The 16,614-nt window shown below is 50.3% G+C and carries 12 protein-coding genes; 7 read left to right on the forward strand and 5 right to left on the reverse strand.

The features are described from left to right. Window positions 1–90: 90 nt before the first annotated feature. A complete protein-coding gene (locus DZK30_RS11810) occupies window positions 91–3,591 on the forward strand; it encodes a gliding motility-associated C-terminal domain-containing protein (protein ID WP_118974338.1) in 3,501 nt (1,166 codons plus the stop codon). A gap of 86 nt (window positions 3,592–3,677) precedes the next feature. After that, complete coding sequence (locus DZK30_RS11815) at window positions 3,678–3,863, forward strand: hypothetical protein (protein ID WP_118974339.1); 186 nt, start codon at window positions 3,678–3,680, stop codon at window positions 3,861–3,863. Window positions 3,864–3,937: 74 nt separating this feature from the next. Here the strand turns inward: DZK30_RS11815 and DZK30_RS11820 are convergent, their stop codons facing one another. Beyond that, entirely contained in the window at window positions 3,938–4,369 is a 432-nt protein-coding gene (locus tag DZK30_RS11820; RefSeq protein WP_118974340.1) for a hypothetical protein, read from the reverse strand. 258 nt (window positions 4,370–4,627) lie between these two features. Between DZK30_RS11820 and gyrB the strand changes: the two genes are divergently transcribed. From gyrB to DZK30_RS11835, 3 genes are all read left to right on the forward strand, one after another. Beyond that, entirely contained in the window at window positions 4,628–6,607 is a 1,980-nt protein-coding gene (gyrB, locus tag DZK30_RS11825) for a DNA topoisomerase (ATP-hydrolyzing) subunit B (RefSeq protein WP_118974341.1), read from the forward strand. Between the two features lie 170 nt (window positions 6,608–6,777). Then, on the forward strand, window positions 6,778–7,350 hold the full coding sequence (locus tag DZK30_RS11830) for an STM3941 family protein (RefSeq protein ID WP_118974342.1): 573 nt from the start codon (window positions 6,778–6,780) through the stop codon (window positions 7,348–7,350). A 52-nt stretch (window positions 7,351–7,402) separates the two neighbouring features. Continuing rightward, window positions 7,403–7,885 (forward strand): hypothetical protein, encoded by a 483-nt coding sequence (locus tag DZK30_RS11835; protein ID WP_162903039.1) that lies wholly within the window; start codon window positions 7,403–7,405, stop codon window positions 7,883–7,885. A 293-nt stretch (window positions 7,886–8,178) separates the two neighbouring features. Here the strand turns inward: DZK30_RS11835 and DZK30_RS11840 are convergent, their stop codons facing one another. The 3 genes from DZK30_RS11840 to DZK30_RS11850 form a co-directional block, all read right to left on the reverse strand. Further along, the gene (locus DZK30_RS11840) at window positions 8,179–8,469 is read right to left on the reverse strand and encodes a hypothetical protein (RefSeq protein ID WP_162903040.1); all 291 of its coding nucleotides are present in this window, start codon (window positions 8,467–8,469) and stop codon (window positions 8,179–8,181) included. Beyond that, window positions 8,460–8,630, reverse strand: a complete 171-nt coding sequence (locus tag DZK30_RS11845; RefSeq protein ID WP_162903041.1) for a class I lanthipeptide — start codon at window positions 8,628–8,630, stop codon at window positions 8,460–8,462. The genes DZK30_RS11840 and DZK30_RS11845 overlap by 10 nt, the downstream gene beginning before the upstream one ends. 303 nt (window positions 8,631–8,933) lie before the next feature. Further along, the gene (locus tag DZK30_RS11850) at window positions 8,934–12,044 is read right to left on the reverse strand and encodes a M16 family metallopeptidase (RefSeq protein ID WP_118974346.1); all 3,111 of its coding nucleotides are present in this window, start codon (window positions 12,042–12,044) and stop codon (window positions 8,934–8,936) included. A 388-nt stretch (window positions 12,045–12,432) separates the two neighbouring features. On the opposite strand from DZK30_RS11850, the gene DZK30_RS11855 reads away from it, so the two are divergent. Beyond that, on the forward strand, window positions 12,433–14,421 hold the full coding sequence (locus DZK30_RS11855) for a BatD family protein (protein WP_118974347.1): 1,989 nt from the start codon (window positions 12,433–12,435) through the stop codon (window positions 14,419–14,421). Further along, complete coding sequence (locus DZK30_RS11860; RefSeq protein WP_118974348.1) at window positions 14,411–15,196, forward strand: SH3 domain-containing protein; 786 nt, start codon at window positions 14,411–14,413, stop codon at window positions 15,194–15,196. The genes DZK30_RS11855 and DZK30_RS11860 overlap by 11 nt, the downstream gene beginning before the upstream one ends. Before the next feature lie 66 nt (window positions 15,197–15,262). On the opposite strand, the gene DZK30_RS11865 is transcribed toward DZK30_RS11860, so the two are convergent. Then, window positions 15,263–16,507 (reverse strand): geranylgeranyl reductase family protein, encoded by a 1,245-nt coding sequence (locus DZK30_RS11865; protein WP_118974349.1) that lies wholly within the window; start codon window positions 16,505–16,507, stop codon window positions 15,263–15,265. Between the last annotated feature and the right edge of the window lie 107 nt (window positions 16,508–16,614).

Raw genomic sequence — 16,614 nt, forward strand, 5'->3', positions numbered from 1 at the left:
TATGTTATTTCCCTGTCTGTAACAGTACCCCCGGATTTAAATTTTTGCTAACTTTATTCAGTTCATTGGTACCAAAAGCTCCATTAATTGATGTCTCGCAGCTTTACGCTTATTGCCTTTTTCTTTTTGATGGCCTTACAGGCGGCTGCCCAGCAGAAAGATATGCCGCCACCCCTGCTCTTTATTCCCAATGAAGGACAATGGCAGGAGCCTTTCCTGTATAAAGGCGTTTCGGCCAGCGCCGATATTTACCTCGAAAAAGGAGGCATTACTTATCTCGTAGGCGATGAGACCAATCCTGCAAAGATCCATGAGTATAAAGAGGGGCACAGCAGGCAGGCACCTGTGCTGAGGTACCACGCCTACCGGATGAAATGGCTGGGGGCCAATGAGCAGGCACTTACAGAAGGGAGCAAAAAACAAAGCTATTATCACAATTATTTCCTGGGCAATGACCCTTCCCGCTGGAAAAGCAAGGTAGGCGTATTTGGTAATGTCGACTATAAAGGATTATATCCGGGGATCGATCTTCATATGAGCTCGGATAAGGGACATGCCAAGTATGATTTTATTGTTTATGCGGGCAGCGATGCGGCACAGATCAGACTGCGTTTCGAAGGGCTCGATGGTATCAGCATCGGCAAAGAAGGAAACCTGGTGCTCAGGACCTCGGTAGGCGAGATCAGGGAAATGGCCCCTTATGCCTATCAGTATATCGGGGGAGAAATGAAGGAAGTGCCCTGTCGCTACAAGCTCGAGGGTAATGAGCTCCGGTTCAGCTTTCCCAGGGACTTTGATCATAGCCAAAACCTGATCATCGATCCTACCATCGTCTTTGCGACACTTACGGGCTCTACAGCCGACAACTGGGGCTTTACAGCGACTTACGATGCCGCCGGCAACCTGTACTCGGGTGGTATTGCCAATGGCTTGGGTTATCCCATGCTGGGACCCATCCAGGCGACTTACGGTGGCGGCACCTGGGATATCGCCATCTCTAAATTCAACGCAAGCGGCACCGGCCTTATCTATTCCACTTACCTGGGCGGCGGCATGGACGACATGCCACACAGCCTGGTCGTCGATGGCGCCAACGAGCTGGTGCTGGCCGGAAAGTCCCGCTCTACCGATTATCCTATTACTTCCGGGGCTTTCGACCCGACACACAACGACAGCTTCGATATCGTAGTTACTAAGTTTAATGCTACGGGTACGGCGCTTATCGGCTCGACCTATGTAGGCGGCAGCGGCAACGATGGCATTAATATTAACAGCGATTTTTCGGCAGATATCAATACGATCAAATTCAACTACGGCGATAATTCCCGGAGCGAAGTAATCGTCGACCGGCAGAACAATGTTTATGTGGCGGCCAGCTCCCGCTCCAATAATTTTCCACTTACGGCCAATGCTGCCAAGAATAGTCTGGGCGGTCCGCAGGACGGTGTATTCTTTAAGCTGAATGCGACGCTCAGTACCATGCTGTACAGCACCTATATCGGTGGTAGCAGCACCGATGCCGCTTATGCGCTCGCGCTGGATACCGGACAGACCCACGTCTATGTGGCGGGCGGCACGCAAAGCGCCGACTTTCATACCACAGCCGCGGCGACAGGCTGGCGCAGCAGCTACCAGGGAGGTCTTGCAGACGGTTACATCTGCCGCTTCCTCAATAGTGGTGCTTATCCCCTGCAGAAGGCAACCTTTGTGGGCACCAGTGCCTACGATCAATGCTTCGGCGTTCAATGCGATCTTGAGAATGGCATTTATACCATGGGACAGACCCTGGGCTCGTTCCCCGTATCGACGGGTGTCTATTCCAACCCTGGTTCCCGGCAGTTCCTGCTGAAGCTCGACAGCCTGTTGGGTACGGCAACCTATTCGACGGTGTTTGGCAGCGGAGCCTCCAATCATCCCAATATCTCGCCTGTAGCCTTCCTGGTCGATACTTGCCAGAACGTGTATATATCGGGCTGGGGTGGCAGTATTACGGGTAGTACCACTACGGGCCTGCCGGTTACTGTCGATGCTTTCCAGCCGACTACCGACGGCAATGATTTTTATTTTATTGTGCTGAGCAAGAACGGCCTCAGCTTGTTGTTTGCATCCTTTTTCGGATCGCCCAATAAAGGTGAGCACGTGGACGGTGGCACCAGCCGCTTCGACCCCAATGGCGTGGTATACCAGGCCATTTGTGCCAGCTGCGGCCCGGGATCCGCTTTCCCGGCTACGCCCGGCGCCTATGCCACGACCAAGGGGAGTAGCAATTGCAACCTTGGGGCCCTTAAGATCGCCTTTAACCTGGGGAGCGTAAAGGCCGTGGCCGCGGCCAATCCTAATGTGACGGGCTGCGCTCCGCTCACGGTCAATTTCAGCAATGGCTCTACCAATGCGACGTCCTACCTGTGGGATTTCAACGACGGCTCTTCGACTTCGACAGCGACGGCTCCGACCCATATCTTCACCGATCCCGGCACTTACCATGTAAAAATGGTGGCCATCAACCCCAATGCCTGCAAGACCCATGATACGGTGACACTGCAGATCGTGGTGAGTAGCGATACGATCAGGGCCAATTTCAACCTGGCGTTGCTCGATACCTGTACCAATCCCCGTATTGTGATCACCAATACCTCCGTAGCCATGCCGGGACACAGCCTTAGCCAGGCCCGTTTTCAATGGTTCTTTGGCGATGGTACGTCCAGCACGCTGCAAAACCCGGGCACGCACAATTATGCCGGCGCCGGCACCTTCCCGGTAACCATGGTGATGACCGATACCGCCGCCTGCAATTCACCGGACACCGTGATCAAAACCGTGGTCATCGATCAGCGGTTCCTGAATGCCGGCTTCAACGGCGGCTCCTTCTGTATGGGCGATACCGCCTTGTTTACCAATACCTCGGTCAATGGCGATACCTACCAGTGGACCTTCGGCGACGGCGCGACCTCAACAGAAGCCAACGGCGCCCATATGTACACAGCGCCGGGTACCTATACCGTTACCTTGAGGGCCTTTAATGCCGCAACCTGTAATAAAACGGACACTGCACAGCAGACTGTGACCGTGAAGCCGAATCCTACAGCAGCATTCAGCTATACGCCGCTGATACCTGAAAGTAATGTCCCCACCTCCTTTTTCAACCAGTCTGTCAATGCGACGCGTTATCAATGGAGCTTTGGCGATAACGCGGGCAGCGAGGAGGAAAATCCCATCCATTCCTATAACCGGACCGGCGACTACCAGGTATGCCTTACTGCGTTCAACAGTGTGGGTTGTTCCCACAAGGTATGCCGTACCATACGTGCCGAAGTGCAGCCGCTGGCCGATGTACCCACCGGCTTCAGCCCCAATGGCGATGGTTCCAACGATATCTTGTATGTGAGGGGATATAGTATCGAAACGCTCGACTTCCGCATCTTTAACCGCTGGGGAGAGCAGGTATTCGAGACCCGCAACCAATCTGTAGGCTGGGACGGCACCTATAAAGGAAAGCCGCAGAACATGGATGCTTATGCCTTTATCCTGCAGGTCACCTTCTACGACGGCACTACAATGAGGAAGCAAGGCAATGTGACCTTGCTGCGGTAAAAGACAAGTCTGGCCGGGAATTACCCATTTCAGGGTATATGTCGTAAAACCCGACAGGCTTAGCTTTACTTGAAAATTCATGTTTTATGAAAAAGCACGTGCCAGTAACCACACTCCAGCTAAAGAAGAAAGCCATTGTCCCCATGCAAGCGCCTGAGCAGGCGCTGGGCGGTATGATCCAGCAAACCCGCTCGCCCAGAGCATCGGGCCCCTGTGGTTCCTGCGACCTGGCTTGCCGCACACAGGCCTGCCGGACTTATTACTGCGCTTAGTATTGAAGTTTTTTTATGAAAAGAACCGGCTCCATTGGGGCCGGTTCTTTTTGTATCATTCAATTGTATTCAGATTAGTGAGCAGCAGCTTTTGCAGCAGCATCAGTCCACTGTTTGCTCAGGGTCTGCATATATTCGCTGAATTTTTGTGCTTCTTCGGGTTTCAGCTTAGTTGCCCAGCTGCCGGCACCCTGGCTCCAGGTAGCATATTTCTGACCCAGCTCAGCAATCTTAGCCTGGTCTTTGCTCTCGATGGCTTTCATGTACTCATCCATCAGGGTTTTGTACTCGGCCAGACCTTTGTTTACTTCTTCGCTGGAAAAAGTAGGCGCATCTGTAGCAGCGGTAGTAGTAGGCGCTGTTTCAGTAGTCTGCGTAGGTTCTGTCGTCGTGGTGGTAGTGGTAGTAGTCGCCTCTTCCGTTTTGGCGTCTTTGTTTTCACCGCAGGAAATGATCGCGGTGCTGAACAGGGCCAAAGCGGCGCCGGCAAGAATCAATTTTTTCATAATTGTAAGTTTTTTGCAAATGTAAAAGCGATTGATGCCAAATAAGAATAGATTTTAAAATATTGGGTTTTTTGGCAAAAAATTAAGGAATTTGTTAAGCCCATGTTAGTGAATAAACCGTGCATAAAGCATAATTTCTTTTGATAAAGCCCCCCCTTTTTCGTAACTTTGCCTATTGTTTTTCAGGGGAAATGATCCCGTTTTTTAACCCTGTGAAGCAACACCCTACAACAACAAATCGATTCCTAAAACGCTGCAATGAGTACAGAAAATCAAGAAGTATTAACGCCCGCAACAACTACATACGGCGCCGATAGTATACAGGTGCTGGAAGGTCTGGAAGCGGTGCGTAAGCGTCCCTCCATGTATATCGGTGATATCGGTGTGAAAGGCCTGCATCACCTGGTCTACGAAGTTGTCGACAACTCTATTGATGAGGCGTTGGCCGGATATTGCAAAAATATCATCGTTACTATTAATACCGACAATTCGATCCTGGTTGATGACGACGGTCGTGGTATCCCCACCGGCATCAATACGAAGGAAGGCAAATCGGCGCTGGAAATGGTAATGACCATGCTGCATGCCGGTGGTAAGTTTGATAAGGATACCTATAAAGTTTCGGGGGGTCTGCATGGTGTGGGTGTAAGCTGTGTGAATGCGCTCAGCAACCCCCTGCATGTGACTGTATACCGTGAAGGAAAGATATTTGAACAGGAATATGCCGAGGGCGTGCCTAAATATGCGGTGCGCGAGATCGGTGAGACCGACCGTACCGGTACTATCGTTCACTTCAAGCCCGACGGCACGATCTTCAAAGATACCGTGTACCATCGCGATATATTGGCGGCCCGTCTGCGGGAGCTATCCTTCCTCAACAAAGGTATTCGCATCGTCCTGATCGACGAGCGGGCAGACGAGGAGAACGGTGATATTCCCCGGGAAGAATTCTATAGCGAAGGCGGCATTACCGAATTTGTGCAAATGCTGGACAGCAACGGCAAGCGGGACGCCCTGCTGCCCGAGCCGGTATATGCCGAGGGGCACGACGAAGCGACCAATGTAGCCGTCGACGTGGCCCTGGCCTACAATACTTCTTTCAGCGAGCACATTTTCTCCTACGTCAACAATATCAATACGATCGAGGGCGGTACCCACGTTGCGGGCTTCCGCAGGGCCATTACCCGCGTATTTAAATCGTATGGAGATAGGAATAAGCTGTTTGAAAAAGCAAAAGTAGAGATTACCGGCGACGACTTCAGGGAGGGCCTTACCGCGATCATTTCGGTAAAAGTACCCGAACCGCAGTTTGAAGGCCAGACCAAGACCAAGCTGGGTAACAACGAGGTGAGCGGCGTTGTGGATGTGTGCGTTAGCCGCATCCTGGAAGCTTACCTCGAAGAGCATCCCAAGGCGGCAAAGATCATTATCGATAAAGTGATCCTGGCGGCGCAGGCCCGTGCCGCAGCAGCCAAGGCCCGCCAGATGGTGCAACGCAAAAGCGTACTTACCGGCGGCGGATTACCCGGCAAGCTGGCCGACTGCTCCGAAAAGGACCCCGAGCGCTGTGAGCTATACCTGGTCGAAGGCGACTCGGCCGGCGGTACTGCCAAGCAGGGCCGCGACCGATCTTACCAGGCCATCCTGCCGCTGAGGGGTAAGATCCTCAACGTGGAAAAGGCTCAGGAACATAAGATCTACGAGAACGAGGAGATCAAGAACATGTATACCGCGCTGGGTGTAACCGTGGGTACGCCCGAAGATCCCAAGGCGCTCAACCTGAGCCGCCTGCGGTACAATAAGATCATCATCATGACGGATGCCGACGTGGACGGTTCGCACATCGCCACGCTCATTCTCACCTTCTTCTTCCGCTATATGACCGCTCTGGTAGAGCAAGGCCACGTGTACCTAGCGCAGCCACCGCTGTACCTGGTTAAAAAAGGCAAGGAGGGTATTTATTGCTGGACGGAAGACGATCGTAAAGCAGCTGTAGTGAAGTTGGCCAATGGCAAAGAAGACAGCGTAAACATCCAGCGGTATAAGGGCTTGGGTGAAATGAACGCAGAGCAGCTGTGGGAAACGACCATGAATCCCGATACCCGCGCCATGAAGCAGGTTACCATCGAAAGCGCTGCGGAAGCCGATATGGTATTTGCAATGCTGATGGGCGAAGAAGTGGGCCCCCGCCGCGATTTCATCGAGAAGAATGCAAAATATGCCAAGATCGATATCTGATCCTGCACACATAAAATCTCCAATAATAGCGGCTGGCCTGTTGGCCGGCCGTTGTTATTGGGTAGGGCAACGGTGGCATCGCCCTATATGATTGCCCGTTTAATTATTCTTGACCGTTGCCAGAAAAGATAGCGGGAAACTATTCTCCTACATATTAAACAGACAAGCCAATGGAAAATGAAACGGTGATTTTGTTAAGCAGGAAGAAGATGTTACTACTGGTGATAGGCGCTTCCATTTTTGTGGTCATCGGTTTTTGGGGGACAATAAGGCCGGGTGACTTGGTTTCTCTTTTTAGAAGAAATGCGGAGATGATTCGCCTGTTTTCACTTGCTGCGCTCTTGTTTTTTGGTCTCTGTTGGGTATATGCAATTCGTAAATTATTTGATAAAAAGCCTGGATTAATTATTGATCAATATGGTATCACCAATAATACAAATGCAGTACATACGGGTTTGATCGTGTGGGATGATATTGTCAAAATAGAGAGAAGGGAAGTAGCCGGTACGCGTTTTTTAATCGTATACATAAGCAATCCCGACAGGTATATAAAAGAGATTAAAGATGCCATCTTAAAAAGGGCTGCCATTATGAGCCTCAAAACTTATGGTTCTCCTGTATCCATTACCGCCAATGCGTTGAAAATGGATTTTGATGATCTGGAACAATTGATAACCTCAGTGTTTGAGAGAAGGAAAAGCTTGAGTGATGGAAGCTGCATCGAAAGAAGGAAAAGTGAGTAAATAGTATACCTGCCTCAGTGAGAAGACCGGCAGTATGCGTAAACGCCAGCTGATGAAAAGAAAAATTTTAATCATAACCGGTATCCTGGCAATAATGGCGGGCATATTGTGGATTGGCGCATTGCTTTCTCCCGGTAGCTATGTTAATGCTGAAAAATACGAAGTCAATACAGACGGAAAAAAATTGTCGGAATTAATTCGGGATTTTAAGAAGGATAATCCTAAGTATAACGTTCCGCCTGAAGTCGGAATAGCTGATGGGAGGAGGGATAGCTCAGATCTGTGGTTCCATGTCTATTTCTATTACCCGGAAGAAGACGAGATCGTTAAAACATGGATACAAGCTGATGGTCGGAAAAAAACAACGTTTGCCTTTGTGGCGATCAACAAAGGACTCAGGCTAGGTAACTGGAGCTACATTAATAAAGATTTTAGCCACAGGGAAAATAAAGAACAGAAGCGAAGATTTGAGGATAGAATTCTGAATAAATTAAAAGAGATGATGCTGCCTGCTGTTGGAAGAGAAAGGAATTGAGCATTGATCAGTAGCTTGGTACAGGACCTCGTGTTGGTCAAAAAAGGAATTGCCGCTGACGTTTTCACGGACAGTCTTCAAAACAGGTTGGCCGAAAATTGTGACAATGTAGTAACCGCTGATCTCCCCAAAGAAATTGCCAGTAGGGCATGAGTTTTATTTTTTCTGCCTATCCGCATATAGGAAATCAGCTCAAAATAGGAACAGTGAAAAAGTGATCCTTGGGCTAATTAATAAAATGTCGATCTATGATTATATGCCTGGCAATGCTGCATTGAAGTTGATAGCTGTTTTTAAGCCCGGGTGCGCTGGCCACAAAAAAACAGCGGAGCATTGTTTTTTTGCCGCCTTTTTTCTTTCTTTTTTGGCGGAGCAAAAAAGGAAAAAGATAACAACACCAAATAAAAAGATTGGTAAAGCAAAGCGTGCCAGCTAGTATTTATAGACCTGCAAAACTTTGTTTCCTTTATCCAGGTAGTCAATTTATTTTTAAAAAAACCGACAAGACCGGCATCCAAAGCCGGTCTTGTCGGTTTCTGATCGATGTGTATCTGCGCTGCAATAGCGATAATCATTAAGGGCATACATAGCAGACAATTCCGCCCGGAGGAATAGTTATGGGGCAGGAAAGGCTACAAAATCTGGTTGCGCCACCTGCAATAGCATCTTGTTGCTCCTGGCTCAGGCGAATGATGGTCTTTTTCTGAAGCGCCAATTTCCGGTTAAGCTGATTTTTTCTTTTCATAAAAAAAGTATTTATCGTCAAAGCTAGCCGGCGCTACCGCACAAAATCTGCAGTTTCCGGAAAATCAATGGTTTCATGGAGGTGTATTACCAGGGATGTGCAAGCAGTCAAAATTGCGCCGGCAGAGGCTAATGGTGATCTGGTCCGGCTACAGAATGCACCAGCTCTTTTACCGTATAAGCATAAGTAAATTAGGTATGTAAGCTCCCGCTATGTGCAAAGGGATCAATAAAGAGACCGGACAATATGATTGCCCGGTCCCGCTTGCAAATGAGTCCTTTGTCTGGTGTACACCGGCGCCTGTCAATAGCCGAATATCTCTTCCAGGCTAAGGGTCTTGACCTCACCATGCTGCTTCAGATCGGCCACGGCGATCTTTTTGTCCGAAGCGACGATACAATAGGTATAAGGTTTCCCCGATAACCGCTTTTGTTCAAAGTTGCTGATGTCGGCAAAGCTGATCTTGCCGAGGTTTTCGTATTTCACTTTCCTGATGTCGTAGCTGATGCCTTTTCGGCGGGCATTGAGATAGCTTCCAAGGATGCCCTCATCAACAATACGATCGGTTTCCAGCGCGCTTTTAAGGCTTGCCTTGGCCGATTCAAAATCATTTTTAGATTCCGGCATGCTGTTGATCAGGTCATTCATGCCGGCTATGGCATCATTCGTCTTATCGGCCTGGGTGCCTACATATCCAAAGAAGCTATAGGGATCCTCTTTTTTATTGGGTGTCATGTAATAGGCTCCTGTGGCATAAGCCAGGGCCTTGGAGCCTCTGATGGTTTTGAAAACAAGGTTATCCATTCCGGATGCGCCTGCGCCAAAATAATTATTGAACAGATCGACTGTAAGCTCCTCTTCAGGGCTGTAAGGACCGGTATTCCGTACCCACCGGATCTCCGATTGTACCATATCGTAATTGGCAAACAAGACCTGGTTGGCCGTTTGCTGGCTACGGGTAAAGGCGATGCCGCCGGGGTAAGGTAAAAAGTGTTCCGGTAGCGGATGATGGCGTTGCAACAGGGCCGTTGTCTTATCCAGGGCAGCAGGTCCGTAATACATAACGGTATGTTTGTATAGCAGCAGGTCGTGCAACGATTTTATCAGCTCTTCGCTGTTAAGGTTGTTCAGTTCCTCATTAGTCAGTGTGTAATTAAACGGATTTTTAGCGCCATAAGTAGCGTAATAGTATAAGCCTCCTATGATCGCATTTTTATTGAGTTTATAGTCGGCTCTGCTCTTCTGCATCCTGCCTTTGAGCGCAGCGAGCGCATCTTCATTGGGTTGGCAATGGGTGATGATGTGCTCAAACAGTTGCACTGCTTTTTCAAAGTTTTCCTGCAATCCGGATATGGTCACTGTCGTAAACTCCTGGTCCACGCTGATGTTGTAGCTGCAGGCAATATCATAAAAGGCTTTGCTGATCTGCTCCGAAGTGTACTTGTCGGTACTGAGAAAACTCAGGTAGTTGCTGGCAACGGAAAGCTTTTTGTTGTTCCATTGTCCCATGTCAAAGCGGTAATACAAAGAAAAGAGATCATTGTTCTTATTGGGTACGTACAGCATATCTGCCGGCCCCAATTGGGCTTTCCCGATCGCTTTGTCGTAATCGATCCACAATGGCGCTACCGGTGTCGATGGCATCTCATTTATCTTCTTTATATAGGCAGACTGTAAGCCAGCATTGGTCTCCACAGGGGTAATGGCAGGCTTTTCCACCTTGACGATATTTTTATCCTCACCTTTTCTCTTGTACAGTACCGTATAATTGTCTTCCTTGAAAAACTGGTTTGCAAAAGCAACGATCTCTTGTTTGGTCACTTTCGACAGGTCGTCGATATAGGCAACATCTTTATACCATCCCTCGCCCCTGTTGTTGATAAAAGCGGTGGAAAGCTGTTCTACCCTGTTGTCATTACTTGATAAACCTCTTATCTGGCTTAGCTTCTGGTTGGCCACGATCGCCTTGAGCAAGGACTCATCGAAGTCGCCTTTCTTAATCAGCGCGACCTGGCTGAGCAGCAGGTCTTTTACTTCCTCGAGGGATTGGTTCTGCCTGGCGCTGGCCGATAATTTAAAGATACCATAGTCTTTATATGGGAAATCGAGACCGGCGCTGGCCGATAATACTTTTTGCTGCTTGTTTAAGTTCAGATCGATCAAGCCGGCTTCTCCGTTAAACAAGATAGCGCCGGTGATGTCGACCAGTAAGCGCTCTCTGCTACCCTCAGGTCCCGTACGAAAGCCGATCTGTACTCTTTCGGCGCTGGCCGATAATACTTTTTGCTGCTTGTTTAAGTTCAGATCGATCAAGCCGGCTTCTCCGTTAAACAAGATAGCGCCGGTGATGTCGACCAGTAAGCGCTCTCTGCTACCCTCAGGTCCCGTACGAAAGCCGATCTGTACTCTTTCGGCGCTGGGTCCGAAGATCTCGGTTACTATGGGTCCTTTTACCTCTGGCTCCGGTGCATGCTCATAAGAAGAAACCGCTTTGGGCTTCATATACGCAAAGTATTGGTCAATGAGCTTTATCGCGGCATCGGTATTGAAATCGCCGGCAAGGATAACGGCCATGTTATTGGGTACATAATACTTCTCGTAGTACGCCTTGATCGCTTTTATGGAAGGGTTTTTAAGATGTTCTATAGTCCCTATAGTTGTTTGCTGGCCGTAATTGGTTGTGGGGAATAGATTTTCGTGCAGGGCATACAGCAGCTTCCGGTCATCATTGTCCAATGCGCGGTTCTTTTCTTCATACACCGCTTCCAGCTCCGTATGAAAGAGGCGCAATACGGGATTGCGGAAACGATCGGCCTGGATGCGCAAAAGCTTGTTCAAAGCGCTGGAAGGGACGTTTTCGTCATAAACGGTAGACTCGAGCCAGGTGCCGGCATTGGTGCCTTGCGATCCCAGGTCGCTCATCATTTTATTGTATTCGCCGGCGATCGAAATTTTTGCGGCCAGCCCCGACACGCTGTCGATCTCCCTGTAAATGGCTTTTCTTTGCTCATTGTCCTTGGTCTGGCCATATGTTTCATACAGCGCTTCGACTCTGTCCAGATACGGTTTCTCTTTTGCATAATCCGTTGTGCCGAAATCTTCCGTGCCTTTAAACAGCAAATGCTCCAGGTAATGCGCCAATCCTGTATGATCCCTGGGGTCGTTGTTACTGCCGGTCCGCACTGCAATTTTCATGGCGATGCGCGGCTCTTTTTTGTTTTCGGTCAGGATAACGGTCAGGCCGTTCTTTAAGGTATAGAATCGGGTTTTCATAGGATCGCCGGATACATACTTGTAGTCATATCCTCCCGAACTTCCCTGTTCCCATTTGTATTTACCCTGTTGTGCAAAAAGGTTTGTGGCGTTCTGTGCCAGCAATACGATGAGTAGCAGTAATGCAGCTTTATTCTTCATTTTTTTTTAGATTGAGTGATCAAATATTCGATTAATAGGTCCGTTTTCCTGTGCTGATACCAAAAAGAAAAATATTGCAGGCAAATTGAGATTTATAGCATCGTGCTAACCATCCAAAAATATATGGTGCCTCTGATACCCATTGCCCCCTTTTAGGGTGATTTTTAGGCTCGTGTGTGTAACCGGACGCCATCCGGTTCGCGATATCTTCAAGCCGGTAATGCCGTCTATGCTTCTTTTTTGTTCCTGCGGACTCCGTTCTGTCGCGTGCCTGCGGTAGCCCGGTGTACCCTTGTCGTCTTCCATTTAACGCTGCTTTAACCCCTCCTCGGATATGTTATTTTTAACTTTGTACGTTCTTAAAGTATAATTTGTCTATCTTAGAAATATGATTAAGAAGGGTTTTGTCTGGGCGATGGTGATGCTGGTCTGTAGCCTGCCTGCCATGGCCCAGGAAATGGTTTTTTCTGCGCAGGCCAATGCGCAGCGGGTAGGTACCAAAGATCAGTTCCAGGTAACTTATGTGCTGACCAATGCGCAGGGCGCATCGGATTTCAAGCCTCCTACTTTTCCCGGGTGCTCCATTGCCGGAGGGCCCTACCAGAGCAACAGCAGCAGCACGACCATCATTAACGGACAGATGAAGCAAAGCACTTCTGTCAATATTGCTTATGTGCTGGTGGCCAATAAGACCGGCGTGATTACTATTCCTCCGGCCAAGGTGACTTATAATGGCAAGGAGGTGGCGTCCAACTCTGTGACGCTACAGGTAGTGGCCGGTACCGTGGCGCAGCAGCGCCAGCGTATGAACCAATACGATGATGACGATCCCTTTGCCATGCGCCAGTTTCAGCAAATGTTGCAACAGCAGATGCAGCAGCAGCGTGCACGCCGGCAGCAGCAGGTACAGCAGCAGAACAGCAACCTGGAGGAGATGGGGGAAAAGAACATTGGCAAGAATATCTTCATCAAGGTAGAGGTAGACAAGACCAATCCTTATGTGGGCGAGCAGATCACCGCCAGCTATAAGCTGTATACCCGCCTGGCCATGTCGGTGAACCTGACCCAACTACCTTCACTTAATGGTTTCTGGAGCCAGGATTTCCAGATCCCCAATCCGCCCAAACCCCGGGAAGAGATCGTTAACGGACAGCGTTACCAGGTGTTCCTGCTCAAAAAGACGGCCTTGTTTCCCCAGCAGGACGGTACGCTTGAGCTCGATGCCGCCAAGGCCGAGGGCATGGTGCGTGTGATCCAGCAGGTGAAAGGACGCAACGCTCTAGCCGATGATCCGGCCTTTGGCTCTTTCTTCATGGACGATCCGTTTTTCAATGACGATATGTTTTCGGGATACAACTACAAAGATGTACCTGTGAAATTGTCGAGCCAGCCTGTGAAGGTTAATGTGCGCTCCCTGCCGCTGGCCAACCAGCCGCCATCCTTTACCGGCGCCGTGGGGAACTTCAGCGTAAAGGCCGAACTGGATAAGAATACCCTTAGCACCGACGATGCGGCCACGTTAACCTTTTCCGTTTCGGGCAGTGGTAACCTGAAGCTGATTGGCAACCCGAAGATCAATTTCCCGGCTGAGCTGGGTGTTTACGATCCCCAGGTCACCGATACCATTACCGGCCGCAACCCCGCCATTACGGGGAGCAAGATATTTGTTTACGGCATGAACCCGCAAACGCCGGGCGACTACGTGATCCCCGCTATACCCTTTTCCTATTACGATCCTGCAAGCGGAACGTATAAGACAGTGAGCACGCAGGCCCAGCGCATCCATGTGACAAAGGGCTTGCATTACACAGCGGCGGTAGCAGACAAAAAGCTTCCCGGTGATATTCACGATATTGACAAAAATGCCTTGTCGCAGAGCAACGGCTCACCGCTGATCCTGAAGGGCTGGTACTGGACCTTGTACCCATTGGGCTTTGCCCTGCTGATGGGCCTGCTTGTACGCCGCAAACGACAGGATGAGTACGCCGGTAACGAGGCCCTGTTCCGCAATAAAAAGGCCAACAAAGTGGCCTGGAAGCGCTTGGCTGCGGCGCGTAAGCTGCTGCCACAGCAACAGCATAAGGCCTTTTATGAAGAGGTATCCAAAGCCATATGGCTGTACCTGAGCGACAAACTCAGCATCCCCCTGTCTCACCTGTCGAAAGACAACGTGGCGATGGAGCTGGAGCATAAGCAGGTACCACTCGCGCAGATTGACCGCGTAAAGCGCCTGGTGCTGGAATGCGAAATGGCGCTGTACAGTCCCAGTGGCGGGCAGCAGCAGCGCCAGCATACGCTGGATGAAGCCGCCGGCCTTATCGGCGAGCTGGAAAATGTTTTGAAGCATAAAAATAGTGTATTACAACATGCAGGTTAATTGGTGTAAGCGGACGGCAGGTAATATGCTGCTCCTTTTTGTATGGCTCCTTTCTTTGGCCGGCCCCGCAAGAGCCGATATCAAGACGGACAATGCTCTGTGGCAAAAGGGCAACGCTTTATATACGCAAAAACAATACGACAGTGCGGCAGCCTGTTACGAGGCCTTGCTGCAACGTTATCCCCGCGATGCCCGTTTACACTATAATGCGGCCAATGCTTACTATCGTCTCAATAAGGTTGGCGTAGCTATTCTGCATTATGAGAAGGCGACCTTCCTTGATCCCGGTAACCAGCAGGTAAAGGACAACCTGCTGCTGGCGAAAGGCCGTGTGCAGAATCCCCTGCCAGAGGCCTCGCCTATCTTCTTTGTTGCCTGGTGGAAGGGCTTATTGAAGGCCTTTGGCAGCAATGTATGGGCGGTGCTTTCATTGCTGGCTTTCGCAGCTATACTGGTGCTGGTATATCTAACGCGCGTAAGGAAGGAGCGGTTCACCCATTCGGGACGCTGGCTTTCCCTGGCTATTGTAAGCTTGCTCATCTGTGGCTGTATGACCTGGTTCACCTATGATGCGGCAACGAACAGCCACAGGGCTGTGGTGCTGCAGGCCGGAGCAAACCTCCTGGATGCGCCACGTACCAACGGCAAAACATTGGGGAGTCTGCCCGAAGGCACACTGTTAGAGGTCAGCCAGGAAGAGGGACAGTTTATGAATGTAAAGCTGCCCAATGGGCGCGAGGGCTGGGTAGCTGCAACCGTAGCCGGAAAGGTCTGAGGCCTTTGCCACAAGAAATATTGGATGGGGCCGCAGGTAGCGGCCCTTTTTATGTCGTTGCCGGCGTTATTTATTGGTAAGTACTTTCCAGTAAAAGGAGGGCTGCCGCAGCAGGGCCCGTACATCCAGGTCGGCAAACATGCTCGACAGGGTATTGCGGAGCGCAGGGCTCTTGTGCGCTTTGTTCACTACCAGGTTGAACAGCCAGGGGTAGCGTACCAGCTTTTGCATGGTGTAGCTGAGCTTTAGCTCGTCGCCGATACGACGGAAGAGCACATCGCCATATTGCTCACGCAGGAAGCCCTCGTCGAAGCGTTGCGCCTGCAGCGCCTTTTCCGCAGCTTCCGCAGCAAGCATACCGCTATACAGCGCATTGCCGATCCCCTCGCCGGTAAAAGGATCGATAAGCGAAGCCGCATCGCCGGTGATCATAAAATGATCGCCCGATACCTTGGTGGGCTCTACGCCCATAGGAAGCCCCCAACCATAGATCTTATCGCTAAGCCTGGCATGGGTAAACCGGTCGCGTATATTGGGATTACTGCTGATAGCCTCCAGCATGACTTCCCTGAGGTTGATCTTTTTTTTGCGTACCAGCGCTGTATCCATACCGATGCCCACATTGGCTGCCCCGCCGGGCAGGGGAAAGATCCAGAAGTAGCCGGGCAGGATCCCGTTGAGAAAATGCAGCTCGATAAAATGTTGCGGATGCATACCGGTAACACCCTCATAATAGGCCCTTAGGCCCACAGAGCTTGTTTTGGATGGAGCATTGCCGTCGAGCAGCTGGCGACGACTGATCCCTTTGTCACCATCGGCGCCAATGAGCAGGCTACAGTGCAGGACTTCTTCTGTTGCGCCGTTCCGGTAGCTAACGGCATAACCTTGTTCGGTACGGCTGAGGCCGGTTACGGTGGCATTCTGAATAATCCTGGCATGCGGCCCCTGTATCTTGCTAAAGAGAAAATGATCGAAGTCCAGCCGCCTGGAAGTAAAGCCTGGCGGGCGGTCCTGCTTATGTTTGGCCGAGAAAGGGACATCGATGGACTTGCCGTTAGGCGCTGCGAAGGTAACGCCAAAGCTGGGCAGGAAGCGGCTTTCATCGGAGAAGATCTCGTCGAGCAGCGCAGGGTCGGCCTTGCGTAATACAAAGGCTGTCTTCCCGCTACAGCCATCGCCGCATACTTTGTCGCGGGGAAAGGCATCCTTTTCCAGTATGATGTGCGGGATACCTGCACGGCTGAGAAACAGCGATGCGCCGGCGCCGGCGGGGCCGCAGCCGATAATGATTACCGGTGTGAAAGTATTCATGGGACTTAGATTAAGGTTATCTGGGTATCCGGATATAGGAAACAAAGCCGGTCCTTGAGCTTGTCGAAAGGACAAGGATGGTGGACAAGCTTAGCAACCGTTATTTA

The sequence above is a fragment of the Taibaiella koreensis genome (assembly GCF_003545715.1).
Classification (GTDB): Bacteria; Bacteroidota; Bacteroidia; order Chitinophagales; family Chitinophagaceae; genus Taibaiella; species Taibaiella koreensis.